The following is a 25,305-nucleotide window of genomic DNA, read 5'->3' as shown; positions in this document are numbered from 1 at the left end:
TCAGCTGTCCGACCGGACGACGGGGGCGGCCGGCCGTTGCTCGTCGCACACTGTCTGGAGTGCGTCCAGGGTCTCGTCCAGCCCGGGGCCGAGGCGGGGGCCGGGCGTGAAATCCGCTGGGAGATGCTTCATTCCGTTGATCACGCCGACCGTGTCATAGTGGACCGCCCCGGCGGCGTCGCAGTGGAAATCCGGCATCCGATCGAAGACGGCGAGCAGCATGCGCTTGAACACGTTCCGGGCGACGTTCGACCCGATGCACCGATGGATGCCGAGACCGAAGCTGAAATGGCGGTTGCCGCGCCGGCCCAGATCGACGGTATCGGGGTCGGGGAACAGCGACGGGTCACGATTGGCCATCGCCCACGACAACCACAGCCGCTCTCCCTCCCGGAAGTCGACGCCCGCGATGGTGCAATCGGCGGCGATCGTGCGGCCGTCGCCGGGGGCCGGGGTGAAGTAGCGGAGGAACTCCTCCGTCGCCGAATCCAGCAGCACCTCCCGATCCCCGCTCAGCGCCGCCCGCTCCGCGGGATGCTCTGACAACCATTCCAGCGAATGCGCGGTGAGGGCGGTGGTGGTGTCGAAACCGCCGCCGATGATGAGGTTCAGCGCACCCACCAGTTCGATGTCCGGCGCCGGCTGTCCGTCGATGCGGAGGTTGTTGAGCGCGTCGATCAGACCCGGCCGCGGCGTCTCGCGGATCTCCAGCATGGTGGTGTAGAGGTCGGCGCCCATCGCCATGGCGGCCCGCCACACCCGCTTGCTGTCCGGTGAGGCCGGCGGCGTGTAGATCAGGGCGTGCGCCGGCTCGCAGTAGACCGACCACTTCCGCAGCGGGATGCCCATCAGCGCCAGCGTGAACACCGCCGGAACGATGTTGGCGAGGTCGTCCACGAAATCGATACGGCCCGTGTCGATCTTCTCGTCGAGGCAGGCGCGGGCCACCTCGTCGAGGAACGGGATCCAGCGGTTGATCGCCGCGGGCGACAGGTAGGGATTGAGCGCCTGCCGATAGGCCTGCTGCTCCGGCGGATCCATCTCCAGGAATCCGCCACGCACCACCGGAGCCTTCGGATTCATCGGCGGCGTGGGCACGTAAACCCCTTCGTAGCCCCGCCTTTCACCATGCACGTCCCGATCGTTGGACAGGTGCGGCGACCGCGCCAGATCGAAGACCTCCCGATTGCCCGCGGCCACCCAGTGCCCGCCGTAGGTGTCCGACCACGCCACCGGACACGTGCGGTGCATCTCCCGGGTGATCGCCTCGAAGTTCGGCCGATACTCCGGCGCGTGGCGTTCGAATTCGAACTGCCGGACCGATTTCCGCTCGTCGATGACCTCTTCGGCGCTCATGACGATCCCTTCCGCAGCGCGCGTCCACGCTCGCCGAAACCTTTACCGGTAGTGTTACAGTACTATACATCACAGGCCGGATGACGCCTTGCGGGTGGTACCCGAAGGTGAACTCCTCCAGGAGATCCGGAAGCGACTGTGGCCGGCCTGCCGTGCGGGCGTCCGCCGAGCGGACGCCCTCGCGGATCAGCTGGCCGATGCGGGGTGGCTGCCCGTGGGCTGATCCAGCTTCAGCAGCCGGCGGGCGGTGCCGCCGAGGAATTTCGGCCAGACCTCGTCCTTGAAGGCGACGTGGGGCATGTCCCGGAAAATTCGTTCCAGCGACAGGCCCATCGGGAAGTAGCCGCCGTAGAGGATCTTGTCGGCGCCGCGCGAATTGGCGTAGTCGACGATGGATTTCGGATAGTACTTCGGGGCGAAGGCCGAGGTCGAGTAGTAGAGGTTCGGCCATTTCAGCATGAGCTTCACCGCGAGGTCCTCCCACGGCTCGCAGCCGTGCCGGGTGACGAAGACCAGTTCGGGGAAGTCGTACATCACCACGTCGATGCGGGAGACCTCCTGCACCGCGTATTTCAGGCGGGGCCCCGGAATTCCGGCGGTGCAGAAGATCGGGATGCCGAGGTCCACACAGGTCTGGTAGACCGGGTACATCTTCGGATCGTCGATGGCGACCTGTGGGAACGTCCCGGCGGGAAACACACCCGCGGCCCGGACGCCGAATTCCTCGTATTCCCGGCGCAACCGGCGCACGCTGCCGGTCACGTCGTTGGGATCGTCGATGCTGCTGCTGGCGACGAAGCGATCCGGATGACGTTTCAACGCCAGCTGCGAGGTCTGGTCGGCGACGCCGATCATGCCCACCTCGATGCCGAACCGGTCCATCTCGTGCAGTGTGACCGACACCGGGTCGTCGGTGGGCAATTGCTTCGGCACATTCTTGAACATGTATTCGGCCGGGAATTCCATCTTTGCCGAACCCTGATCCCGGGTCTGCTTGCGAATGAAGTCGTACTGCGCGGATCCCTCGTGCGGGAAGCCGATCATGGTGTCCACGATCGGCACACCGGTCGGCATGGCCATGGCTGTCTCCTTCACTGTCACTGTTGATCCCGGAGCACCTGATCGGCCCGGAGCAGCTCCCGCAGGTGCGGTTCCACCAGGTCGATGAAACTGTCGGCCACCCGGTACACATCGGCCATGGTCCGCCCCCGATGAATGATCGCGTCGGTCAGCATCGCCGCGATGACGGCCCACAACATCGCCGCGGTATCCGCGGCGCGGGCCGGTCCCAGTGCCGCGAAATCCGCGATGAGCCAGCTCCGGCTGTACCGGGCGAATTCGGTGAGCAGTTCCTTCGCCTGCGGGTCCACGGCGCTGTGCAGCGACACCTGCATCTTGTACAACCGCGGCTGTCGCTCGAAGGCGCGGACCACCCGCCGGATCCGGACCCGGATCCGTTCCACCGCATCGAATTCCGCCGATCCGTCGTCGAGCGACCGCCCCGCGGGTTCCGCCCAGGACAGCAGCACCGCGCTGTACAGATGTTCCTTCGAGGAGAAGTACCGGTACAGAGTGCCCAGCGCGACCCCCGCCGCCTGCGCCACATCACGGATCTGGATCTGCTCGTAATCCAGTTCGTCCAGTGCGGCCAGCGCCGCGGCGACGATGCGCTCCCGGCGCGCCGACTGCCATTGCGGCAGCCGCTGCGGCGCCGCACTCACCTCGTCCCGGACCTGCTCACCCATGCGGCCGCACCCGCACCCCCGCCGACCGCAGGTCCACGATTTCGGCGACCCTGGCCCGGAACTCCGGATCATCGACCGCGATATCGATCGACGCGTCCCGGCGGCCGTCGAGCGCGGCCGCGCCGACCTCGGCCGGCCACGCCTCCGTCGACCCGGTCCGGGCCTGAATGCTCAGCGCCCGGCGCCAATACAGATGAACGTCGTGCTCCCAGGTGAACCCGATACCGCCGAACAGGGTGATCGCTTCCAGCGCCGCGTCCGCGTCCCGGCCCAGCGCCACCACGGCCGCGGCGCCGACCGCCGGCGCCTGCTGATCGGCAGGCTGGAGGTCCTGCTGTACTTCGGTGAGAGCGAGGGACACTGCCGCCGACTCCAATCCTTCGGTCCGAACGAGACATGCCCGGCGACTGCCACCGAGATTAATAGAACTAGATTTCAGATGCAAGAGATAGCCAGTCGGTAGCTATAGTGGGGTGGTCTAAAATTGGATTTCCACTTCGGCCAGGAGGAGAGACGGTGGCGCGCACCACGGAGGAACCCGTTTCCGTCGACGAGATTCCCGAGTGGCAGCAGGCCCGCCGACAGCGGATCATCGACGCCGCGACCGAATTGCTCTACCAGCAGCCCTACGACCAGATCCAGATCCGCGACATCGCCAAGGCCGCCAATGTCGCACTCGGTACGTTGTATCGGTATTTCACCTCGAAGGAACATCTGTACGCGGTCACGCTCGGCAGCTGGTCCGCCCCCTCACAGGCGCCGTCGCCGGCCCGGCGCGCGACCGCGGAACGCCGATTGCGCGCGAAGATCCATCTGATCGTGGCCGCATTCCAGAAGTATCCGCACTTCTTCACGATGCAACTGACCCTCCAGGCCAGCACCGATCCGCTGGTGAAACAGCTACTGACCGAACATCAGACCGCGCAATCCCGGTGGATGGTCAGTGATCTGGAAATCCTGGGACCGAAGCGAGCCGCGGAACTCGCCGACATGATTTTCGCGATAACGCATGCCGTCCTGCTGCGTGCCGCCTATCTGGACAGGCCGATCAATGCCAAGTCCTTCATCGGTGACAAGTTCGTCGACCTGATCGCACCCGAACTGGCCGCGGCGGAAGCGCGGGCACGCGTCGAGCGCGGCCGGGCGGCGGCGAAAGGCGACTGATCACCGCACCGGCCGCCGGACCGTCAGCGCCAGTCCGTTGTCCCGCATCACGGCGCGGCACTGTTCGGCCGTGTAGTCGAAATTCTCCAGATCCTTGATGTAGGTCGACGGATCGGCCAGCCCCTCGACATGCGGATAGTCCGAACCCATCAGGATCCGGTCCACGCCGACCAGTTTCAGCAGGCCGGCCAGTTCGTCCTCGTAATACGGCGAGACGAACAGGTGCTTGCGGAACGTCTCCCGCGGATCCTCCGGATACAGGTGCGGGACCTGCCCGTAGGACTTCGTCAGCTTCTCGAACAGGTGGAACACCCACGCCGAGCCCAGTTCGATGCTCGCGATCCGCAGGTTCGGGAAGCGGTGGAACAGCCCCAGCGCCAGGTGGCTGGCGATGGTGTCGTGGATCGGGTCCGGCGACGACAGACCACGGAAGGCGTTGGCGCGGAACGCTTCCGTGAAATCGTTCTCACCCCAGTAACTCTGGATGCGGGTATAGGCGGTCTCACCACCGTGATAGATCACGGTGATCCCCGAATCGTCGGCCAGCTGCCAGAACCCGTCGAACATCGGATCACCCGGCGCCCGGTCGCCGACCGCGGTATGCACCGGACCGCCGACCATCACCACGAACCGGGCATCCCGCTCGAGTACCCACTCCAGTTCGCGCACCGCGCCGGCGGGGTCGGAGAGGGTGATGTACGGGGCGGCGAAGATCCGCTCCCGGTAGGCGAATCCCCAGTCCTCGTCCAGCCAGCGGTTGAAGGCGCGGAAGGTCGCCGTCAGGGCCGGAATGTCGTGGGTCAGATACTGTTCCATCCCGACGCCGAGGGTCGGCAGGAAGATCGCACCGTCCATACCCTGCCGATCCATCAGCGCCAGCCGCGCGTCCCGGTCGCGGTACTCCGGCCGGATCGGCTCCAGTTGCCCGAACAGCTGCCGCGGATCGGCGCTCTTGGGATTGCGGCCACGGAAGTACTCGTCCATCACACCGGGGGCCGCGACCGGATCGAAGGTCGGGTTCGGAATGAACTTGTTGACCTTGCCCGCGACCAGCAGGCGGGTCTTGCCGTCGATCTCTGCCCACTGGATCCCTCGCTTGCGGTACTCGGGTTCGAGGTAGCGGGTGAACGCGTCCAGCGCCTCGTAATAGTGGTTGTCGCAATCGAAGTAGCGGAACGGCAGTTCGGCCATGCTCGGTCGTCCTGTCTCGTGAGTCGGGTCGATGTCACCGCAGGCCCGGTGTCGGGTGCCGTCGCAGCGTGCATCAGCTGCCCTAAAAGTAGAATAGGGTTTCTATTTTTTCAAGCAGGTGGCCCTGGTGGACAGCGGCCGGCCCAGGTCGGTGCGATCTGCATCCGATGTCCCAGCGCATTTCTCGGCCACTGGCGAAACACGCGGCCACGGCCGACGCACTCGACGCGGACGGCTGGTACCCGGACCGGCGACTACGGGCGGATCGTCGACGGCATGCTCCAGCTGGAGAGCCGGTTGCGCGACCTGATCATTGGCGGCGGCGCTTTGATCGGCGGGTGGCCGCCGCGGCCGCGCACAGCGCCCGACCTGTTCGGCGCTGCTGCGTATACGCGAGATCGGTTACCCCGGAGGACATTTCGGCGGCATACGTGCTTTCGCCGGAGCCGGGCGGCGCGGGCGTGCTCCTAGTATGCTCGCTGTGCGCTCGAGTAAGGAGATCCGTCATGGCAAGTACCACGATCGATACCGTCGTCCCCGCGCCTCGTGACGTCGTGTATCAGCTGTTCGCCGTGCGTGACAGCCTCAACGCCCACCTGCCCATCACATTCACCCTGCGCGAGCCCGGCAGCGGCGAACCCAACGGGGTGGGTGCGGTGTACGCGGTCGGCCGGGCCGGCGTCACCATCATCGAGGAGACCACGCAGCTGGTGCCCGGCGAGCGCATGGAGTACAAGGTCGTGCGGGGCGGCGTGGTGAAGAACCACCTCGGCACCATCACCTTCGCCGACGCGCCCGACGGCACCCTGGTCAGCTACACCATGCGGGCCGACCTCAAGATTCCGGCGCCGGACCGGCTCACGGTCGCGCTGCTGCGCAGCATGATCAACCCCTTCCTCGTGGCCGCGCGCAAGGCCGTCGCGAACTAGCCCCGCCCGCGCGTCCCGACCGTCGCGGCGGGTGCGGGCAGGCTGCCCGGCCGGGCGCGAGATTCCCGAACAGACACGGATCCTGGAAGTGACGAATTGAAGATTTCGCTGTTCTACGAGTTCCCGCTGCCGCGTCCCTGGACGACGGACGACGAACTGCTGCTGTTCCAGGACGGTCTGGACGAGGTGGAGGCGGCCGACAAGGCCGGCTTCTCGACGGTCTGGCTCACCGAGCACCACTTTCTCGAGGAGTACTCGCACGGCTCGGCGCCGGAGATCTTCCTGGCGGCCGCCAGCCAGCGCACCCGCGACATCCGCCTGGGGTTCGGGGTCATGCACCTCCCGCCCGCGATCAACCACCCCGCCCGGGTGGCCGAGCGGGTCTCGACCCTGGATCTGATCTCGCGCGGCCGGGTGGAATTCGGTTCCGGCGAGAGCTCCTCGGTCGGCGAACTCGGCGGCTTCGAGATCGACCCGGCCGACAAGCGCGAACAGTGGGAAGAAGCCCTCGACGTCGCGGTGCGCTGCATGGTCGAAGAACCCTTCACCGGCTTCGACGGCAAGCACATCCGGATGCCCGCCCGCAACGTCGTCCCGAAGCCGTTGCAGAAGGCGCATCCGCCCCTGTGGGTGGCCTGCACGCGCCCGGCCACGGTGGAACTGGCCGCGCACAAGGGAATCGGCGCGATGAGCATGGCCTACTCCGGGCCCGCACCGCTGGCCAAGCGGGTCGCGGGTTACTACACCGAGTTCGAGGAGCGGTGTGTGCCGACCTTCCCGATGCTCAACCCCAACATCCTGGCCGTCGGCGGTGACCTGTCGATGATGGTCGCCCCGACCGACGACCAGGCGCTCGAGCGGCTGGGCATCGGCGGTGGCTTCTTCGGGTTCGGGATCATGCACTACTACGCCACCGGACAGCACACCCCCGGCCGGACCGGGGTGTGGGACATCTACAAGAGCGTCGTCGGCGGCGACGCGGGGCTCGGTGGCGGGCTCGGCCGCGGCGCGATCGGCTCGCCGGAGACCGTGCGGGAGTTCCTGCGCACCTACGAGCAGACCGGCGTGGACGAGCTGATCCTGCTGCTCACCCCGCGCAGCCACGAGACCACGATGGAATCCATCGAGCTCATGGGCAAGCATGTGCTGCCGGAATTCATCGAACGCGACGCGAAGGCGGTGGCCGCCAAGGCCGCTCGGATGGAGCCGATCCTCGAGAAGGTCGAGCAGCGGCGGCGCCCGATGGACGCGCCGCCCTTCGACGAGAACTACTCCTTCGGTGGTCTGCCGACCGGCCGCGGCGGCGCCTTCACCGCCACCGAGATGACCGACGCGATGGAGGCGCTGGCCGCCGACGCGCAGGAGAACGCCGAGCAGATCGCCAAGTTGAAAGCCGCTGCGGCACAGGACAAGTGACCTACCGGTCACGATTCCGGCCGGCCCGGCGTACCCGCGTGTCGAGCGCGGTACGCCGGGCCGAACTCGGTCCCACCTACTTCGGCCCCGGCGGTCACAGGTCCGGCAGCCATGATCACCGGCCGCGATCGGCTTGCGGACGTGATCACTGGCAGCGCGGTCGGCGGCAGGCGCGATCGCTTGCAGCACGGTCACTTACGGGAGCGGGCCTCGCGAGTGTGGGAAGTGCCGCCGCAGCGCATGATTCGATGGGCCAGGCGCGGACGCAGCAGGGCCGCGGGCGGATCGACGAGGTTGACCACACGGAGGAAGGTGCGGGCCACCTGCGGGTCGATGTGCGCCGCTCGGTGTGCCCGAGCGGTATAGGCGTTGGTCAATCGGGTGCGGAGCGTGCGCGAGCCGGGCACCCCGGCGTGCGCGAGGTCGGCGGTCGAAGCCAGTTGCCAAGCGGCCGTGACGCATTCGGTGGCCGCCGCGTAGAACCGGGACGGCAGGTCGATGTCGTCGGCGGGCAGGCAGTCGCGCAGGGCCAGCGCCTGCTGGGCGGCGACGGTCATGCCCTGTGCGTACAACGGATTGAAACTGCACAGCGCGTCACCGGCGACCAGGAATCCGGCCGGTGCGGTCAGCCGGTCGAAGCGCCGCCGCACCGAACTGCGGAACCGGTGCGGGACCGCATCCTCCAGCGGCTCACCGGCGGCGATGATGTCCGACAGGTCCGGCGTCGGCAGGCTCGCGGCGAATTCCGCGAAACCGCGCGAATCCGTGGGCGGATGGTCGCCCAGCATGCCGGTCAGGGTCAGCTGCCAGCGGTCGCCCTCCACCCGGATCGCGCCGCCACCACGGCCGTCGGCCCCGGTGGCCACCACGACCGCGTTGTGCCCGCCCAGTTGGCCGGGCCGGTGCCGGTAGAGCCGGGAGGTGTAGCCGAGATCGACCTCGCGGCGTTCCTCGTGGGGCGGCCGGGCCCCGAGGTCGAGCAGCCATTCCGGAGCGCGGGAGGCGCGGCCGGTCGCGTCGACCACCAGATCGGCCGGGACGGTGACGGTTTCGCCGCCGACGCCGACTCGCACCCCCGTCACCCGGCGGGCGTCGCCGAGCAGGCCGCGGGCGGCGGCGCACTCCCGCAACCGGATTCCTGGGCGGGCCAGGACGCGTTGGCGCAGGACCGATTCCAGCACCGGCCGAGTGGCCAGCACCGAGGTGACGCCGGTGGCGGTCGGCGCGACCCGCAGACCACCGGCGTACCACCGGGTTTCGACCAGCACCTCAGAGATCGTGGCGCCACGGGTGGCCATATCGGCGGTGAAGCCGGGGAGCAGCTGCTCGATACTGGTCCGGCCGCGATCGAGCAGACCGTGGATATGGCGGGCCTGCGGCACCCCGCGGCGCGGGCCCACACCGTGCACGGTGTCCCGATCCAGCACGGTCACCCGCGAAAAGCGCTCCGACAGTACGCGTGCCATCAGTAACCCGGCGACGCCGGCGCCGAGCACGACCGCATGGCGGTCGCCCGTCACAGGCTCACCGGCAGCGACACGATGCCGCGGTGGATGAGGCTGGGCTGGTACTCGACGGTCTCGGTGGCGAGCTCCAGCCGGGGCGCGCGCTCGAGCAGCGCCTGGATCGCGGTCTCGGCCTCGAGCCGCGCCAGCGGGGCCCCGACGCAGAAGTGGATGCCGAGGCTGAAGCCCAGATGCTTACGCGCGGGCTGGTTTCCGGCGTAGCGGGTGACGTCGAAGGTGTCGGCCTCGGCGAACACGCGGTCGTCGCGACCGGCGGATCCGGTGAGGATCACGACGCCGTCCCCACGCCGGAACTGCTTGCCGCCCAGCTCGGTATCGGCCAGCGCCACCCGGATGGTGAACTGGGTCGGCGCGTCGTAGCGCAACATCTCGTCCAGCGCGGGGGCGATCAGTTCGGGCCGGCGCCGCAACAGGTCCCACTGATCCGGATTGCGCAGCAGCGCGAGCATGCCGTTGCCGATCAGGTTGATCGAGGTCTCCATCCCCGCCACCAGCAGCAACAGCGACAGGCCGATGATCTCGGGGGCGGTCAGGCCCGCACCGTCCACCCCGGCGGCGATCAGCTCGCTGAGCAGGTCCGCGGTGGGCTCGGCGCGCTTGCGTGCCACCAGTTCCCCGAAATAGGTCATGCAGGCACCGGCCGCCGCCGTACGTGCGGCGACCTCCGCGGCGCCGAGCAGCCAGTCCGGATCGCTGCCGCGGGCGATGGCCAGCTGCCACTGCCGGAAGTCCGCGCCCAGGCCCGGATCCGCGCCGAGCAGGCGCACCGGGATCATCGCCACGGCCAGCGGAACCGCGAGATCCGCGAGGATGTCCAGCCCGCCGCGGCGCAGCGCCGCGGACACCAGATCGTCGACGACCCGGCCCGCCAGCGGGGTCAGATCGCCGATCGTCCTGGGCGTGAACGCCTTCGACACCAGCTTCCGGTAGCGGCCGTGCTGCGGCGGATCCATCCGCACGAACGAGCCCGGAATGGCCGCCGTGGCATCGCGGAACGGGCTGATCCCCGCGGAATACCCGTGGCCCCACTCGGATCCGGTCAGCACCGCCGCGCATTCCTCGTAGCGGGTGACCAGCGTGACCGGCACGTCCCCGAACTGGTACGGCAGCAGCGCCGCCGCGTCCCGTACCCGCCGATAGGCCGGATACGGGTCGGCGCGCATACCGGGGTCGAACGCGTCGAAGGTGACCTCGGACGGGGTTGCGATACTCATCGGGATCTGACCTCCACCAGCAGCCGGGACATGCCGCGCACCACCACGTTCGGGCGATACGGGGGTTCTTCGCACAGGGTCAGCGACGCGACACGGTCGCCGAGACAGCCGAGCACGGCCTGCATCTCGAGCCGGGCCAGCGGCGCACCCAGGCAGTAGTGCAGGCCCAGCCCGAACGACAGGTGCCGCTGGGCGCCGCGGCCGGGCAGATAGCGGGTGATGTCGAACCGGTCCGGATCGTCGAAGGCCGCCGGATCCCGGTTCGCCGAACCCATCAGCACGATCACCGCGTCACCGGGGGCGAATGTCGTTCCGCCGACCGTGATTTCGTCATGTGCGGTGCGGGTGGTCAGATGGACCGGCGGGTCGTAGCGCAGGATCTCGTCCACCGCCGGCGCCCCGAGGGTGGCGGGATCGGCGCGCAGCCGGTCGAATTCGGCGGGGTGCCGGATCAGCGCGAGCACCCCGTTGGCGATCAGGTTCACCGTCGTCTCGTGCCCGGCCACCACCAGGATGAGCAGGGTGCCGAGCAGTTCGGCCGGGGTCAGCCGAGCGCCCTCCGCCTCGGCGCGCACCAGTGCGGTGATCAGGTCCTCGCGGGGACTGCGGGCGCGCTGCCCCAGCAGCTCGCCGAAGAATTCCTCGAAATCCCGGACCGCGCGGGAGCGAGCCGCCAATTCCTCCGGCGCCAGCAGGAAATCGGGGTCCAGGCCGCGCGATATCGCCGCCGACATGTCCCGGACCCGGTCGTGGGATTCCGCCGGGACGCCGAGCAATTCGCAGATCATGGTGAGCGGCAGCGGATAGGCCAATTCCTCGATCAGATCGGCCCGGTCGCGGGAGCGGATTCCGTCCACGAACCCGGCCGCCAATTCCTCGGCGCGCTCGCGCAGCCCGGCGACAGTGCGCGCGGTGAAGGCCTGCCCGACCAGCCCGCGCAGCCGGGTGTGCTCCGGCGGCTCCTGCCAGAGGAAGGAGCCGGGCAGCTCCACGTCGCTGTCGCCGTGCAGCAGCTGGGGTTCCTCCGCGTGGCTCCAGCGCGCGTCCTGGAGGATCGCGCGGGCCTCCGCGAACCCGGGGACCAGCCGGGCATCGTGCGGACCCGGGACGAACGGCCCGGCCGCGCGCAGGATCCGGTAACTGTCGTAGGGGTTGTGCCGGGTGTGGGGCGCGACGCTCTCCAGCACCGCCGTCTGCACCGTGCCGGTCTCCATCGTGGCACCGTCGGAACTCACCGGGGCGACTCCTGCCGAGAACATGGGATGAAATACCGGACGAATTCCAATTCGCCGGCGCGTTTCACGGCAGCCGTGCCGCCGACGACCATCGTGCGGCACACCCGGTGCGCCGGCGGGCCGCGATCGGAGATCTCTATCGCGTCATCGCGGTGTCCTTTATCGCGCACCGGAATTGGCCGATCGACATCGATTATCGCCGGACACAATTAACAATCCGTTCAGGGCGCGGTCATCCGGCGCTGTTGTCGTGAGCACCATGAATTCGTCGGAATCGGACGGGACGCTACCGGGCCGGCTCGCCGGAATCGCGGCGCGGCATCCGGAGGTATCGGCCACGTTCTGGTCGACACGTCAATCGCTGAGCTACGCCGACCTGTACGCGCGGGCCGCCGACGCGGCGGGGACCCTGGTCCGGCACGGGGTACGCCGCGGCGAGCCGGTCGGCATCCTGAGCCCGAACGCGCCGGAATTCCTCATCGGCCTGTTCGCGGTGACCGCCGCCGGGGCCGCGGCGGCGCCGCTGCCGCTGCCCAGCGGTGCGCAGCAATTGCGTTCCTACCCACAGCGTCTGGCGGCGATCGCGGCCGCGGCGGGGATGCGGTCGGTGCTGGTGTCGCCGCGGCTGGCCGGGGCGGTGGCCCCGCTCGCCGGTGCGGTGGACGTCGAATTCATCGACACCACAACGCTGTTCGAAGATCGCGAGCCGGTGACGCTGCCCACGGTCGACCCCGGCGATCCGGCGATCGTGCAGTTCACCTCCGGCAGCACCGCCGCCCCGAAAGGCGTCCTGCTGACCCATCGCAACGCGCTGGCGGGCCTGGCCGCGATCCGGACGGGCATCGCACTCGACCACACCGATCAGGGCGGGTTCTGGCTGCCGCTGTTCCACGACATGGGCCTGTTCGGCACGCTGTCGGCGATCCTGCGCGGCATACCGGCGCACCTGTGGTCGCCGACGGCGTTCGTCAAGGATCCGGCGCGCTGGCTGCGGGAATTCGCCGAGGCGCGGGTCAGCATCACCGCGATGCCCAACTTCGGCTACCAGGCGCTGCTGGACGCGGTGCCGCCGGAACGGGCCGCCGACTGCGACCTGTCGCACTGGCGGATCGCCTTCAACGGCGCGGAACCGATCTCGCAGCCGGTGGTGCACGAGTTCTGTCGGCGCTTCGGACCGGCCGGATTCACGCCGTCGGCGATGTTCGGCGTCTACGGCATGGCCGAGGCCACCCTCGCGGTGACCTTCCCCCCGCTGCACCGGGAACCGCACTTCGAATGGGTGGATCGCGAGCCGCTGAGCCGGTCCGGGCGCGCGGCGGCGGTGCCGCCGGAATCGCCGGGGGCCCGGCCGGTCGCCGGTGTCGGCCGGCCGGTGGCCGGAATGCGTTTGCGCATCGTCGATCTCGGATCCGGGCAGGACCTCGCCGACGGCGAGGTCGGCGAGATCCTGCTGCGCGGCGATGCCGTCACCGGCGGCTATCTCACCGCCGACCCGGACACCGCCGCGGGGCTGTTCACCGACGGCTGGTTGCGCACCGGCGATCTCGGATACCGCAGGGACGGTGAGCTTTTCATCACCGGACGGCACAAGGAGATGATCACCGTCCGGGGCGTGAACCACTACGCCCTCGATGTGGAGGCCGCCGTCGCGGATCTCGTCGGCATCTATCGCGGCCGCTGCACCGCCGTCGCCGATCCCGAAATCGACGCCATGGCCGTCATCGTCGAGACCGACCGCACCGGCAGCGCGGCCGACGCGCTGGCCGACGCCGTCCGGGCCCGCATCGCCGGGGAACTCGGACTGGCGGACGTGCGGGTGTACCCGGTGCCGCCGCGCACCATCCCGCGCACCTCGAGCGGCAAGCTGCAACGCCTGGCCGCCCGCGAACTCATCACCGAAGGCAGCGCCGCCCAACCCCTTTCGTAGCAGCACCATCCGCAGCAGAAACCGGAGTGTCCCCGTGCACAGCTTCGACGTCTTCCGCCACTACGAGCGGCTGCATTGGAACGTCGCCGATCTCACCCTCGACACCGTCGACCCCACCCTGGTGAAGCCCGAGTACGTCACGCTCGCCAAGAGCGCGGCGATGGGCGAATCGAATGTGATCGCCGCCGTGCACGGATTCCTCGACGAATTCGTCGACGACTACGACTTCTCCACCTTCGCGGTGGTGTGGGGCTACCAGGAGGTGCAGCACCACTACGCGTTCCGCTCCTGGCTGGCCGCGATCGGGGAGAGTGTGGACGACGCCGCCGTCGGCGCCATGCGCGCCCCCTACGCGCCGGGCACCACCCCGTCGGCGACCCTGGCCACCAACATCATCTCCGAACTCACCGTCAACCACGTGTACCGCGCGGTGTCGCAGTGGGTGCACGAGCCGGTGCTGAAGACGTTGCTGCTCAACGCCAGTCGCGACGAGTCCGGGCACGCGCGGGAATTCATCCATTACACCACCGCGCGGCTGGCCCGCCGCCCCGAGGAGCTGCCGTCGGTGCTGGAGACGCTGTACGTCTACAGCTCCGAGGCCCGGATCAAACATCCGGTGAGCACGTTCAAGAGCGGTATCGCCGAACTCGGCGACCACGAGACCATCGACACCGGGTTCGAGCTGTTCCTGGAGCAGATCGCCGCGGCGGGTGAGCTGGAGGTGCTGCACGACAAGGTGCGCCGCACCTTCGCGGGCATGACCGGCCTGGATCTGTCCAGCAACGCCAAGGTGCGCCGCGCGCTGGCCGACGCGATCGCCTGAGCCGATGGACGAATCCGTGCACGTCCCGTGGTCGGTGATCCCGGACTACCGCTGCTTCGGTTGCTCACCGCACAATCCGGCCGGGCTGAACCTGACCTTCGCCCCGCATCCGGACGGCCTCCAGTCCCGCCTCCGGCTCGGCCGCGCCTTCGAATCGTATCCGGGCGTGGTGCACGGCGGACTGATCGGCGTGATCTGTGACGAGGTGATGGGCAACCTGATCGTGCTGGCCCGCGGCGTGCCCGCCTTCACCGTGAGCCAGCGCACCAGGTTCCTCACCCCGCTGCTGATCGATCACGACTATGTCTGTGTCGCAATGCTTCCCGATCCGGAGCAGCCGTCGCGCACGGGCATCATCGCCGCGGCCGCGGAGATCCGGGACGCCGACGGCGCCGTGTGCGCCACCTCCACCGCCGGATACCGGCCGTTCGCCCTGGGCGAGGTCCGGCACCTGCTGACCCTCGGCGACACCGATGTCGACCGCCTCACCGAAGCCCTGTCCGCACCGAACACCTTCTCCCAGAACGGACTTCACCGATGAGCGTGCTCACCGACGACATCCTGGCCACCGTCACCGACATCGCCGCCGCCGAAACCGGCCTCCCCACCGCCGAACTGGGTCCGCAGGTCGACCTGCGCGGCCTGGCCGGCGTGGACTCGGTGCGGGTGCTGCGCATGATCGCGCGTATCGAGCGCACCTACGACATCGAACTCGAGGACGAGGACGTGTTCGGCATGTCCACCCTCGCCGACGTGGTCACCGTGGTGGAGCGGGCCCGCGGGGTGCGGGCGTGAGCGGCCGGGCGCCGGAGGCGGCAGCGGAGCGTCACCACGCAGGCGCCCCGCTCACGCCCGATGCATACAGCGTGAGCGTGGCCGACACCAATCAGCACTACGACCTCGATCCCGATCTGTTCGGTGAATTCCTGGATCCGCTGCGGAAGTACAGTTCCGGGCTGTACCTGTCGGACGCCGACACCCTGGAGCAGGCGCAGCGGCAGAAGCTGACCTTCGTCGCGGGCCGGCTGGCCCTGCGCGGCGGCGAACGGCTGCTCGACGCCGGCTGCGGCTGGGGTTCGCTGCTGCTGTTCATGGCCACCGAATTCGCTTGCGACACACTGGGCATCAGCCCCGCACCACGGCAGCACGAGTACATCGCGAGCCAGGCCGCCGCCCGCGGACTCACCGACCGCGTGCACACCCGAGTAGGCCACTTCGAGCGGATCGAGTTGCCGCAGCGGCACTTCGACGCCGTCACCATGCTCGGCTCGATCGTGCACATGCCGGACGCACCGGGGGTGCTGCGCCGAGCCAAGGCCGCACTGCGCCGCGGCGGGATGCTGTACGTGTCGGAGAGCTGCTTCCGCAACGAGAAGGCGCGCAACGCCTTCGACGACCGCGACGGCACCCGCTTCATCCGCGGCGACATCTTCGGCTTCGGTGAGCTGCGCCCGCTGTCGGAACTGGTGGCCGCAGCCGAGGACGCCGGCTTCTCGATCGTCGCCGTCGACGATCTCACCGACCACTACCGCCGCACCATCGACGACTGGATTGCCAACGTGGACGCCGCCGCCGACCGGATCGAGGCGCACGGCGCCGGATCCACCGCACGCCTGCGGCGCTACCTGGAGATCGCCAACGCCGGCTGGGGCTACACCACCAAGCATTACGCGCTGACCTGCCGCAACGGCCGCTGACGCCGAAAGGACGGTATCACTGTGACTTTCGACGACATCCTGCTCCCGGTCGACCAGGTCGCCACGGCCGTGGACGACTTCCTCGCGGCCTCCCCCGCGGCCCGCGCGTGGGACGTGGAGACCGCGTTCGACTGGTCCGCCGCCGACGCCGAGCTGCTCACCGCGGGCCAGCGCTCCGCGGTCCGGTTCATCACCCTCATCGAGGATCATCTACCCGGCTATTTCGATGTCTACCAACGATATTTCCCGGTCGACGACACCGTCGCGCCGGCGACGTTCGTCCACAACCGCGAGCTCTACCACTTCACCGTCCGCTGGGCGCTGGAAGAGGACACCCACGCGCGAGCCCTGACCCGATACCAGGAGGCCGCCGGAATAGCCGAACGCGCCACTCTGCGTGCAGAACTGGCGATCGAGGGCCGCAAACGCTTCGACCTCCCCTACGACCATCCGGTGCAGTTCTTCGCCTATGCCCTGGTCCAGGAGAAGGCCACCCAGATGTACTACCAGCAACTGCGGGACGTGGTAGGCGACCCGGTACTGGCCGCCGTCCTGACCCGACTGTCACGCGACGAGGCACGCCATTTCACCTTCATGGCCGACATCGTGACCCGCTACCTGCGCACCCAGGGCGACACCGCAGTAGACCCGATCCGCGACGTAGTAGCGAATTTCCGTATGCCCCTGGCCGATACGATGCGCGGCTACTGGCGCTGGGCCCTGAAGATCGCCGACGTCGCCGCTTACGACCACACCGCCGCCTACGACCACCTGCTGAAGGTCATCGACCGAGCCGTCGACGCCCCCACCGACCGAGTCGACGAACTCCTCACCTTCATCGGCAACTGCCGCGCCGTATCCTGACCGATTCCGCCCCGGCCCACCCATCGGCCGGGGCGGAGTTCCGTATCGGCAGGGCACACCGCCACCCCCTCCGACCAGTGCCCACACCGCCCACACCCGGTCGACCGCCCCTGCCGGCTATCCGCCGAGGTCGAGTTGGAACGTCTCAGCCGAAGACACCCTCGAGCGTGTCCGCGGTGAGCACACGCTCGGTCCAGGCACGCAGTTGCGCGACATCGGCCGCCCGCACGGTATCGACCACCTCGGCGGGTACCGATCGGAACTTCACCCGCAGCAGATCGAGCAACGACTCCGCACGCCCCTGAGCACGGCCCCGGGCTTCCCCGCGAGCTTCACCCCGCGCCTCACCCCGGGCCTCACCCCGGGCCTCGAACATTTCGGCAAGTGTCATCGTAATATCCCTCGCTTTCGAGTCGTGCAGGTCGTACTGCGATAGAGGAACGACTCGGTTCCGTCGACCAGCCGGGTCTTCAGCATCAACGGTGTGTCGCTGTCTCAGTTCCGGGCGCACGAAGCTGCCCGGATGCGGTGTCAGATGGCGCCGATCTATCTGTGCCGCAGCCTCTTCCCGCAGTACCGGGCGCAACTCTGCGACGGCATCACCTTCGCGGCCCAGCAGCTGTTCGAATAAGGAATCGCATGGTGTGAGCGGCCGCCGACACCCGGTGGATGCCGGTACCTAGAACACGAGTCGGCCGCTTCCTATTCGAGTCGTCGCCGGGCCGCGCCGAACAGCAGTGCCACGCCGTCGCCGGGGCGAAGGTGTCAGCCGAAGACACTCTCGAGCGTGTCCGCGGTGAGCACACGCTCGGTCCAGGCACGCAGTTGCGCGACATCGGCCGCCCGCACGGTATCGACCACCTCGGCGGGTACCGATCGGAACTTCACCCGCAGCAGATCGAGCAACGACTCCGCACGCCCCTGAGCACGGCCCCGGGCTTCCCCGCGAGCCTCCCCGCGCGCCTCACCCCGGGCCTCGAACATTTCGGCAAGTGTCATCGTAATATCCCTCGCTTTCGGGCCGAGCAGGTCGTACAACGGTTCCAGATCACCCTCGCCGATCGGGCCGGTGGTCACGGTCAAAATATAGCGCATGATGTACTCGAACAGCTCGTCCCCACCTGCGGTGTTGAACGAAGCCTGCAGGTCGGAGCCATAGTCCTTGGTGATCAGGTCGATCAGGGACGAGTTGCCCGGCCCGAACCGCAACAGCACCTTCAGGATCCGCAACTCCGGTGGCTGACGCAATGCCAGCATGGCCGGTGCGTCCAACCGGTTCACATCGTCGAGCAGATACCGTGCCCGCGGCACCAATTGCCCGAGAGCCGCACGAGTATCCTGGTCGATATCGATCAGGTCGGCCAGGTCCAGCGGGGCGTGCCAGCGGCGGCCGTCGGGGCTGCAATGCATCACCAGCGGGATCACCATCGGTAATTTCTTCGCATTCGGATTGCGGTCCAGCCAGGTGCTCCAGAAACGCAGCCGGTATTCCTCCAGCCGGTAGGCCATCAGTGGATCCGGACTGCTCTGATGTTCGACCAGGCAGTAGAGGAACGCCTCGGTCCCGCCGATCAGCCGGGTCTCCAGCATCAGATCGGTGTGTCGCTGTCTCAGGTCCGGGCGCACGAAGCTGCCCGGATACGGTCTCAGGTGGCGCCAATCTATCCGCGCCGCAGCCGCTGCCGACAGCGCCGGACGCAACTCGGCGGCGGCGTTGCCCGACCGGCCCAGCAACTTCTTGAACAAGGAATCGTATGGTGTGAGCGGCGTTTCGGCCATGGGACCGCAATCTACGGCCGATTGGGCTCGAATCAAAAAGTGGTCGACGGCATTTCGCTGCGACACGCCGCAGATACCGCATCTTTTCGGAATACGCGCCCCGTGCGCCGGCGAATGCCGGGGCACGGGACGAGAATCGGTCGTGATTTATTCGAAAAGGACAGTGAGCTTTTCGATTCCGCGCAAAACGATATTGCGGCGATATGGTATCTCGTCGGTGGTCAGGGTCATCGTCAGTCCACGCCGGACCAGTTCCCGCAACAGGATCTCCATCTCCAGGCGGGCCAGCGGTGCGCCCAGGCAGTAATGGATGCCCAGGCTGAACGTCAGATGCCGCTTCACCGGATCGGATCCCGCGTACCGGGTGATGTCGAACTTGTCCGGGTCCGGGAACGCCGCCGGATCGCGGTTGGCCGAACCGAACAGCAGCGCGACGCCCTCGCCGGCGGCGAACGTACGCCCGGCGATCTCCGTCCGCTCGTGCGCCAGCCGGGTGGTCATGTGGACCGGCGAGTCGTAGCGCAGCATCTCCTCGACCGCCGGGCCCGCGAGTTCCGGGTCCGCGCAGAGCAATTCGTACTGGTCGGGGTTGCGGATCAGGGCGAGGATGCCGTTGCCGACGAGGTTGACGCTGGTCTCGTGCCCGGCGACCAGCAGCGTGACACAGGTCGCCAGCACCTCGTCCAGGGTGAGGGCGTCGCCCTGCTCCTCGACCAGGGCCAGGTCGCTGATCAGATCACCGGCCGGTTCGGCGCGGCGGCGCTCGATGAGGTCACGGAAGTAGGCCACGAACTCCTTGGCGGCCCGGGTGCGCGCCTCGCGCTCCTCCGCGTACAGCAGGCGGTCGGGGTCGAAGCCGCGGGCCAGGGCGTGCGACCAGCGCTGGAGGTCCGGATGGTCCGCGGCCGGCGCGCCGAGCAATTCGGCGATGATCGTCAGCGGCAGGGGGTAGGCCAGCGCGGTGATCACGTCGACCTCACCGGCGGCGACGACCGCGTCGACCAGTTCCGTCACCAGTTGTTCGATGCGGGGCCGCAGGCGGCTGATGGTCCGCGCGGTGAACGCCTTGCTCACCAGGCCGCGCAGGCGGGTGTGGTCCGGCGGGTCCATCCACAGGAACGAGGTCGGCAGGTCGACGTGCTCGACGCCGGGGTGGAACAGGTCGGCCTCGTGGGCGTGACTCCAGGTGTTGTCCTCGAGGATGGCGACGCAGTCCGCGTAGCGGGTCACCAGGTGCACGCCGAGCGGGGTCGTCACCAGCGGGGCGGATTCCCGCGCGGCGGCGTAGCGCGGGTAGGGATCGGGCCAGTGCTGCGGATCGAACGCGTCCAGGGCCGCACCCGGATTCGGCGGTGCGGGCGTCTCCTCCACGGCCGGGGCGGTGGGTGCGTACACCAGGCAGGTCGTCGTGCCGTGTGCGACGAGCCGGCCCTTCGAATCGGTGACCCGGCCCTCGGCGGTGGCCGTGCGCCGACCCGCGTGCAGCACCCGCGCCTCACAGGTCAGCACGTCGTCCTGGAGACCCACCGAGCGGATGAAGTTGACCTTCAATTCCAGTGTCGTATAGAGGGATCCGTCCTCGATCGCCGTGTACACGGCGCTGCCCATCGCGGTGTCCAGCAGCGTGGCGATCACCCCGCCGTGCACCGTGTACAGCGCGTTCGCGGCTGCGGGGGAAGGCTCGAGCGTCCACACGGTACGACCCTCCTCCAGGGTCTCCAGCAGCACACCCAGCGAGTGGCCGACACCGATCCCGGCCTCGACTCCGTAGTCCACCAAGGATTTCAGGTCGCGCAGCCGGCGTTGCAGTGTCGTCTCGCCCTGGTCCACGGTCATCGTGTCCTCGTTCCCTTCGTGCCGCTCTGATCGACTGTTCGACGGATCCGGTTGCCGCGCCGGACTTCTCAGGCCCGCAGCCGGACCGGCAGTGCGTCCAGCCCGTGGAATGCGGCGGTGTCGCGCCACACCGGTGCACCGGCCAGCGCCAGCTCCGGCGCGCGGCGCAGCAGCGTGTCCACCGCGAGCCGCACCTCGAGCTTGCCCAGAGTGGAACCGAGGCAGAAGTGCACGCCGCCACCGAAGGACAGCGGGCGCGGCGGCGGCGTACCGCTCTCGAAGCGGGTGATGTCGAGCCGATCGGGATCGGTGTACACGGCCGGATCCCGGTTGGCGCCGGCCATGGCGACCACGACCCCGGAGCCGCGCGGGAAGGTCCGCCCGGCCAACTGCCGCTCGGTCAGCGCGACCCGATGGGTGAACTGGACCGGCGGCTCGTAGCGCAACAGTTCCTCGACACCCGAGCGGGCCAGCTCGGGCCGTTCCCGCCACAGCGCGAGCTGATCGGGATTGCGCAGCAGGGCAACGATACCGGTGCCGATCACATCGGCGGCCGTCTCGTACCCGCCGACCATCAATGCCGTACAGAGCCCGGCCAATTCGCTGTCGGTCGCGGTTCCGGCATCGCGCGCCGCGGCCATATCGGTGAACATGTCGTCGCGAGGTTCCTTGTGCCGCATGGCGATCAGCTCGACGAAGTAGGCGTCGAACTCGACCCGCGCCGCATCCCGGCGCGCCAGCTGGGCCGGCGTCTGGAGGATGTCCGGATCGGTGCCGTGCACGAGCGCCAGCGACCACGCCATCACCTCGCGGTAGTCCTCGACCGGCACGCCGAGCATCTCCGCGATGATCGCGAACGGCGCGGGCCGCGCGTAGGTCTCGACCAGGTCCACCTCGCCCGCCGGGATCGCCGCGTCCAGCAACTCGTCGACGCGCTGCTCCACCCGCGCCGTGATCTCCTCGACCCGGCGGGGCGTGAAAGCCCTACTCACGATCGCGCGCACCCGGGTGTGCTGCGGCGGGTCCATCCGCACGATGCCGCCCGGCACCTCCTCGGGAGCCACCCCCGGCCGCAGCGGATTGATGCCGTCGTCGTAGCCGTGTCCCCAGTCCGGATCCGTCAGCACCGCCGAGACCTCCGCGTACCGGGTGGCCAGGTGGACATCGGGCCGCAACGCGTACAGCGGCGTGACCTCGCGGACGATCGCGTAGCGCGGATAGGGGTTGGCACGGAACGCGGGGTGGAAGCCGTCGAATACGACCTCCGTTTCAGCCGACATGCTCGCGGTCCTCTCGTCGACCCGGCTCACACGCCCCATTCCTATCGAGGAACACCGCCGACCGCCCACCGGAATCGACACTGCCAATCCCGCCATTGGAACCGGCCCCCGGCTCTTGCCCGCGCGGGAAAACTCCTGATAGACATCTGAATCCATGGACTCGACCGGCTATGTCCTGAACCAGAACTTCCCCAGCGAGCGGGCCCGCCTGTCGGCGCTGGCGCAGCTGTGGGACGCCGGCACGCTGCGCCTCGTCGAGGACACGGGCCTCGGCGCCGGGGATCGCTGCCTCGAGGCAGGGGCCGGCACCGGCTCGATCGCGGCGGCCCTCGCCGCGATCGTCGGCACCGCGGGACGCGTGCTCGCGGTCGACCGCGACATCCGCTTCCTGGACGACCTGCCCCCACAGGTCGAGGTCCGCTGCGCCGACGTGATGACCGACGACCTGCCGCCCGCGCAATTCGACCTCGTCCACGCCCGGCTGCTGGTGGCGCACCTGCACCCGCACCGCGAGGCGCTGCGGCGGCTCGCGGCCGCCGTCGCGCCGGGCGGATGGCTGCTGGTGGAGGAGGTGGACTGGACGTACGCGGACCGGATCGAACCGGAGGAACCGCTGTACACCGCGATGATCGCCGCGCTGACCGAGATCATGGGCGACGGCGGTTTCGACGCCCGCTACGGCCGCCGCCTGCTCGGCGATGTGCTCGGCCTCGGCCTCACCGAGGTGTCGGCTCAGTACCGCGGCCTGCAATCGGAACACGACAACGCCTGGCTCGCTTGGCAATTGCTGGTGGAACAGTTCCACGACCGGATCGTGGCACGCGGTCTGCTGTCACGCGACGACGTGGACCGGTGGTGGGCACTCAGCCGCGCCGGAACCAGCATCCTCACCGGCCCGGCGGTCTTCGCCGTGCGTGCGCGCCGGCCGCTGCCCGTCGACTGAGCATCGGATGCGATGAATCCACGATGCGGCGTGGCCCCGAAGCGTCGAGGAGTCCCGGCATCGGCGCTGTGACACTGCTGGGAGAAAATTCGGCGCAGGTGTCGATTTCACCGGTGGCTCTTCGTGTAGGGGGTGGACGGGCCGCGCACGAGCGGTCCCAGGAGCAAGGGAGCTTGATCATGCGCAAGGTCAACGCCACGTTGTCCGTCACCCTCGACGGAGTCGTCCAGGGCCTCGGCCGCCCCGACGAGGACACCCGCGGTGGCTTCACCCACGGCGGCTGGGGCGGCAAGTACAACGACCAGGTCATGGGCCACGAGATGGGCAAGGGCATGGCCGGCCCCACCGACATGCTGTTCGGACACCGGACCTGGAACGACTTCATCACCGCCTGGAGCACCCGCACCGACGGCAACCCGTTCACCACGCACATGAACGCGGCCACCAAGTACGTCGCCTCCAGGACCCTGGAGAACGCGGACGCCTGGCAGAACTCGATCCTGCTGTCGGGCGACGCCGCCGAGACGGTGGCGAAACTCAAGGCCGAGCCGGGCAGGGACCTGACGATCATCGGCAGCGCCGCACTGGTCCGCGACCTGCACGCCGCCGGCCTCGTCGACACCTACACGCTGCTGATCCACCCGCTCACGCTGGGCGCCGGCACGCGGCTGTTCCAGGGCCCCGCCCCATTGACCGAGTTCGACCTCACCAGCAGCGTCACCACCACCAAGGGCGTGATCATCGCCCACTACACGCGCAAATAGGAACTCCTGTCGACGTGCCCGCTCTCGATCCACCAGCCCGAAGGCGAGCCGAACCCCGTGGCCATGGCCCGTTCCAGGGTCCACAGGGCGGGGCCGGCCGGCCCGTCGATCATCCGCCGCAGGCGCGTGCGCGGTTCCTCGCGCGACAGCGATTCCATCCGCCGGTGCTCCGCGTCCCGCCGGCCCGCCCACGAGGTGACCAGCGCCTCGTGGAACGCCAGGGGCTCGCGCACGTCCGGCACCCACCCGAATTCTGCGATAGCGCATTCCATTCGCGCGATAGGCGATAATCCGTTCTTTCCGACGTACGATCGAAGCCGCCGCTCTCGCAGCGGCCCCGGAATTTCTAATCTTTTGTTCCCAGCTCGGTTCTCGTGAGGTATTCGAGTCATATGATCGAAGATGCCGCTCCCCGCAAGAAAACGATCAGCAATCCCTATATCCACCGCTTGCAGCGCCGGCATTTCCTGCTGTTCGACATCCTGCCGATCATCGGCACCGCGGGCGCTTTCGCGTTCCTGACCGTGCGCCCGTTCGGATTCACCGAACTGGGCCTGATCTTCGGGATGTGGCTGCTCACAGGCCTGGGCATCACCGTCGGATATCACCGGCTGTTCACCCATCGCACATTCAAGACGACCCCGGCGGTCGCCGCGGTGCTGGCCGTATTCGGGTCGATGGCCGGACAGGGCGCGGTGGTGTCCTGGGTGGCCCTGCACCGGCGCCATCACGAATGCAGCGATCAGGACGGAGATCCGCACTCTCCCAATCTGTCCGGGACCGGGTGGCGCGGCCGTATCCGCGGACTGGCCCATTCGCACTTCCTGTGGATGCACCGCCACGACTACCCCAACGTCGTGCACTACGCGCCCGATCTGATCCGTGACCGCGGCCTGGTGCGGGTCGCCCGGCTCTACTACTGGTGGGTGGCGCTGGGGCTGCTGCTCCCGGCGCTGATCGGCGGCCTGGTGACGCTGAGCTGGACCGGCGCGGTCAGCGGGCTGCTGTGGGGCGGATTCGCGCGGATGTTCCTGCTCGAGCACATCGTCTGGGCGATCAACTCGTTCCTGCACATGTTCGGCACCCGGCCCTACGACTCCCGCGAGAACAGCCGCAACGGCGCGATCTTCGCACTGGTGTCACTCGGCGAGTCGTGGCACAACAATCACCACGCCTTTCCCGAATCACCGTCGTTCGGATTGGACTGGTACCGGCTCGATCCCGGCTACTGGCTGATCAAGGCGCTCGCTGTCACCGGCCTCGCCCGCGACCTGAAAGTCCCCACCCCGGCCCGCCGGGAATCGAAGCGAACCTCCGGGACGCCCGCCGTCTCGCCCAGCGCAGCATGAACGGACACATCGTGGATACCAGCAAGGACGCAATCGTCGAATGGTGCCAGACCTACCTGGCCGACCTGCTCGAGGTGCCGGCGCAGTCGATCGACCCCACCGCCGATTTCGACCGCATCGGCGTGGATTCGGCGCTGGCCGTCTCACTGCTGATCGAGGTCGAGGAGCGCTACGGCATCGATCTGTCGCCGGAGGAGTTGTACCGGCACCCGAACCTGAACTCGATGGCCACCTATCTGCACGAGCAGAGCCGGAGCGTCGCCTGAC

General features: G+C 68.5%; 27 protein-coding genes. 14 read left to right on the top strand and 13 right to left on the bottom strand.

The window, feature by feature from the left end; translation table 11 throughout:
• From LBW94_RS04460 to LBW94_RS04445, 4 genes are all read right to left on the bottom strand, one after another.
• A complete protein-coding gene (locus LBW94_RS04460) occupies nucleotides 1–1,356 on the bottom strand; it encodes a cytochrome P450 (RefSeq protein ID WP_225061724.1) in 1,356 nt (451 codons plus the stop codon).
• Between the two features lie 186 nt (nucleotides 1,357–1,542).
• Nucleotides 1,543–2,436, bottom strand: coding sequence for an amidohydrolase family protein (locus LBW94_RS04455; protein WP_225061723.1), 894 nt, complete (start codon nucleotides 2,434–2,436; stop codon nucleotides 1,543–1,545).
• A gap of 17 nt (nucleotides 2,437–2,453) precedes the next feature.
• Nucleotides 2,454–3,101, bottom strand: coding sequence for a TetR/AcrR family transcriptional regulator (locus tag LBW94_RS04450; RefSeq protein WP_225061722.1), 648 nt, complete (start codon nucleotides 3,099–3,101; stop codon nucleotides 2,454–2,456).
• Nucleotides 3,094–3,462 (bottom strand): hypothetical protein, encoded by a 369-nt coding sequence (locus tag LBW94_RS04445; protein ID WP_225061721.1) that lies wholly within the window; start codon nucleotides 3,460–3,462, stop codon nucleotides 3,094–3,096. Before LBW94_RS04445 ends, LBW94_RS04450 begins: the two co-directional genes overlap by 8 nt.
• 155 nt (nucleotides 3,463–3,617) lie before the next feature.
• Between LBW94_RS04445 and LBW94_RS04440 the strand changes: the two genes are divergently transcribed.
• Nucleotides 3,618–4,265 carry a TetR/AcrR family transcriptional regulator gene (locus LBW94_RS04440; RefSeq protein WP_225061720.1) on the top strand — a complete coding sequence of 216 codons (648 nt, stop codon included), beginning with the start codon at nucleotides 3,618–3,620 and terminating at the stop codon, nucleotides 4,263–4,265.
• On the opposite strand, the gene LBW94_RS04435 is transcribed toward LBW94_RS04440, so the two are convergent.
• Nucleotides 4,266–5,456, bottom strand: coding sequence for an amidohydrolase family protein (locus tag LBW94_RS04435; RefSeq protein ID WP_225061719.1), 1,191 nt, complete (start codon nucleotides 5,454–5,456; stop codon nucleotides 4,266–4,268).
• A gap of 506 nt (nucleotides 5,457–5,962) precedes the next feature.
• Between LBW94_RS04435 and LBW94_RS04430 the strand changes: the two genes are divergently transcribed.
• Together LBW94_RS04430 and LBW94_RS04425 are read left to right on the top strand one after the other, a co-directional pair.
• Nucleotides 5,963–6,385: an SRPBCC family protein gene (locus LBW94_RS04430; protein ID WP_225061718.1), complete on the top strand. Its 423-nt coding sequence runs from the start codon at nucleotides 5,963–5,965 to the stop codon at nucleotides 6,383–6,385.
• 96 nt (nucleotides 6,386–6,481) lie between these two features.
• Nucleotides 6,482–7,801 carry an LLM class flavin-dependent oxidoreductase gene (locus LBW94_RS04425; protein ID WP_225061717.1) on the top strand — a complete coding sequence of 440 codons (1,320 nt, stop codon included), beginning with the start codon at nucleotides 6,482–6,484 and terminating at the stop codon, nucleotides 7,799–7,801.
• A 191-nt stretch (nucleotides 7,802–7,992) separates the two neighbouring features.
• Here the strand turns inward: LBW94_RS04425 and LBW94_RS04420 are convergent, their stop codons facing one another.
• The 3 genes from LBW94_RS04420 to LBW94_RS04410 are packed head-to-tail and all read right to left on the bottom strand — an operon-like array spanning nucleotide 7,993 to nucleotide 11,776.
• Nucleotides 7,993–9,321, bottom strand: coding sequence for an FAD-dependent oxidoreductase (locus LBW94_RS04420; protein ID WP_225061716.1), 1,329 nt, complete (start codon nucleotides 9,319–9,321; stop codon nucleotides 7,993–7,995).
• On the bottom strand, nucleotides 9,318–10,541 hold the full coding sequence (locus LBW94_RS04415) for a cytochrome P450 (protein ID WP_225061715.1): 1,224 nt from the start codon (nucleotides 10,539–10,541) through the stop codon (nucleotides 9,318–9,320). Before LBW94_RS04415 ends, LBW94_RS04420 begins: the two co-directional genes overlap by 4 nt.
• On the bottom strand, nucleotides 10,538–11,776 hold the full coding sequence (locus LBW94_RS04410) for a cytochrome P450 (protein ID WP_225061714.1): 1,239 nt from the start codon (nucleotides 11,774–11,776) through the stop codon (nucleotides 10,538–10,540). The genes LBW94_RS04415 and LBW94_RS04410 overlap by 4 nt, the downstream gene beginning before the upstream one ends.
• Nucleotides 11,777–12,035: 259 nt before the next feature.
• On the opposite strand from LBW94_RS04410, the gene LBW94_RS04405 reads away from it, so the two are divergent.
• The 6 genes from LBW94_RS04405 to LBW94_RS04380 all read left to right on the top strand — a co-directional run bounded on the left by LBW94_RS04405 (nucleotide 12,036) and on the right by LBW94_RS04380 (nucleotide 17,087).
• A complete protein-coding gene (locus tag LBW94_RS04405; RefSeq protein WP_225061713.1) occupies nucleotides 12,036–13,703 on the top strand; it encodes an AMP-binding protein in 1,668 nt (555 codons plus the stop codon).
• Nucleotides 13,704–13,737: 34 nt separating this feature from the next.
• A complete protein-coding gene (locus tag LBW94_RS04400; RefSeq protein ID WP_225061712.1) occupies nucleotides 13,738–14,526 on the top strand; it encodes a ferritin-like domain-containing protein in 789 nt (262 codons plus the stop codon).
• 4 nt (nucleotides 14,527–14,530) lie between these two features.
• The gene (locus tag LBW94_RS04395) at nucleotides 14,531–15,067 is read left to right on the top strand and encodes a PaaI family thioesterase (protein WP_225061711.1); all 537 of its coding nucleotides are present in this window, start codon (nucleotides 14,531–14,533) and stop codon (nucleotides 15,065–15,067) included.
• Complete coding sequence (locus LBW94_RS04390) at nucleotides 15,064–15,321, top strand: acyl carrier protein (RefSeq protein ID WP_225061710.1); 258 nt, start codon at nucleotides 15,064–15,066, stop codon at nucleotides 15,319–15,321. Before LBW94_RS04395 ends, LBW94_RS04390 begins: the two co-directional genes overlap by 4 nt.
• A 77-nt stretch (nucleotides 15,322–15,398) precedes the next feature.
• A complete protein-coding gene (locus tag LBW94_RS04385; RefSeq protein ID WP_225061709.1) occupies nucleotides 15,399–16,223 on the top strand; it encodes an SAM-dependent methyltransferase in 825 nt (274 codons plus the stop codon).
• Nucleotides 16,224–16,244: 21 nt separating this feature from the next.
• A complete protein-coding gene (locus LBW94_RS04380) occupies nucleotides 16,245–17,087 on the top strand; it encodes an acyl-ACP desaturase (protein WP_225061708.1) in 843 nt (280 codons plus the stop codon).
• Between the two features lie 145 nt (nucleotides 17,088–17,232).
• Here LBW94_RS04380 and LBW94_RS04375 read toward each other — a convergent pair whose 3' ends face one another.
• Nucleotides 17,233–17,478 carry a hypothetical protein gene (locus LBW94_RS04375; protein WP_225061707.1) on the bottom strand — a complete coding sequence of 82 codons (246 nt, stop codon included), beginning with the start codon at nucleotides 17,476–17,478 and terminating at the stop codon, nucleotides 17,233–17,235.
• 93 nt (nucleotides 17,479–17,571) lie between these two features.
• On the opposite strand from LBW94_RS04375, the gene LBW94_RS04370 reads away from it, so the two are divergent.
• Entirely contained in the window at nucleotides 17,572–17,718 is a 147-nt protein-coding gene (locus tag LBW94_RS04370; RefSeq protein WP_225061706.1) for a hypothetical protein, read from the top strand.
• Between the two features lie 134 nt (nucleotides 17,719–17,852).
• Here LBW94_RS04370 and LBW94_RS04365 read toward each other — a convergent pair whose 3' ends face one another.
• From LBW94_RS04365 to LBW94_RS04355, 3 genes are all read right to left on the bottom strand, one after another.
• Nucleotides 17,853–18,866, bottom strand: a complete 1,014-nt coding sequence (locus LBW94_RS04365; RefSeq protein WP_225061705.1) for an Rpn family recombination-promoting nuclease/putative transposase — start codon at nucleotides 18,864–18,866, stop codon at nucleotides 17,853–17,855.
• Nucleotides 18,867–19,013: 147 nt separating this feature from the next.
• On the bottom strand, nucleotides 19,014–20,702 hold the full coding sequence (locus tag LBW94_RS04360; RefSeq protein WP_225061704.1) for a cytochrome P450: 1,689 nt from the start codon (nucleotides 20,700–20,702) through the stop codon (nucleotides 19,014–19,016).
• Nucleotides 20,703–20,770: 68 nt separating this feature from the next.
• Entirely contained in the window at nucleotides 20,771–21,982 is a 1,212-nt protein-coding gene (locus LBW94_RS04355; RefSeq protein WP_225061703.1) for a cytochrome P450, read from the bottom strand.
• A 154-nt stretch (nucleotides 21,983–22,136) separates the two neighbouring features.
• Between LBW94_RS04355 and LBW94_RS04350 the strand changes: the two genes are divergently transcribed.
• Both LBW94_RS04350 and LBW94_RS04345 read left to right on the top strand, forming a co-directional pair.
• Nucleotides 22,137–22,925 (top strand): methyltransferase domain-containing protein, encoded by a 789-nt coding sequence (locus LBW94_RS04350; RefSeq protein WP_225061702.1) that lies wholly within the window; start codon nucleotides 22,137–22,139, stop codon nucleotides 22,923–22,925.
• Between the two features lie 179 nt (nucleotides 22,926–23,104).
• Entirely contained in the window at nucleotides 23,105–23,689 is a 585-nt protein-coding gene (locus LBW94_RS04345) for a dihydrofolate reductase family protein (protein ID WP_225061701.1), read from the top strand.
• Here LBW94_RS04345 and LBW94_RS04340 read toward each other — a convergent pair.
• On the bottom strand, nucleotides 23,674–23,931 hold the full coding sequence (locus LBW94_RS04340; RefSeq protein WP_225061700.1) for a hypothetical protein: 258 nt from the start codon (nucleotides 23,929–23,931) through the stop codon (nucleotides 23,674–23,676). The two genes, LBW94_RS04345 and LBW94_RS04340, sit on opposite strands and share 16 nt — an antisense overlap.
• Nucleotides 23,932–24,081: 150 nt before the next feature.
• Between LBW94_RS04340 and LBW94_RS04335 the strand changes: the two genes are divergently transcribed.
• Nucleotides 24,082–25,038 carry an acyl-CoA desaturase gene (locus tag LBW94_RS04335; RefSeq protein ID WP_225061699.1) on the top strand — a complete coding sequence of 319 codons (957 nt, stop codon included), beginning with the start codon at nucleotides 24,082–24,084 and terminating at the stop codon, nucleotides 25,036–25,038.
• Nucleotides 25,039–25,049: 11 nt separating this feature from the next.
• Entirely contained in the window at nucleotides 25,050–25,304 is a 255-nt protein-coding gene (locus LBW94_RS04330; RefSeq protein ID WP_225061698.1) for an acyl carrier protein, read from the top strand.
• Nucleotide 25,305: the final 1 nt, after the last annotated feature.

Origin of the sequence: Nocardia sp. alder85J, from assembly GCF_020176955.2 — a bacterium.
In the GTDB taxonomy this organism is placed as follows: Bacteria; Actinomycetota; Actinomycetes; order Mycobacteriales; family Mycobacteriaceae; genus Nocardia.
Note: the sequence above shows the minus strand (reverse complement) of the source record. Positions and strands in the feature narration are given on the sequence as shown.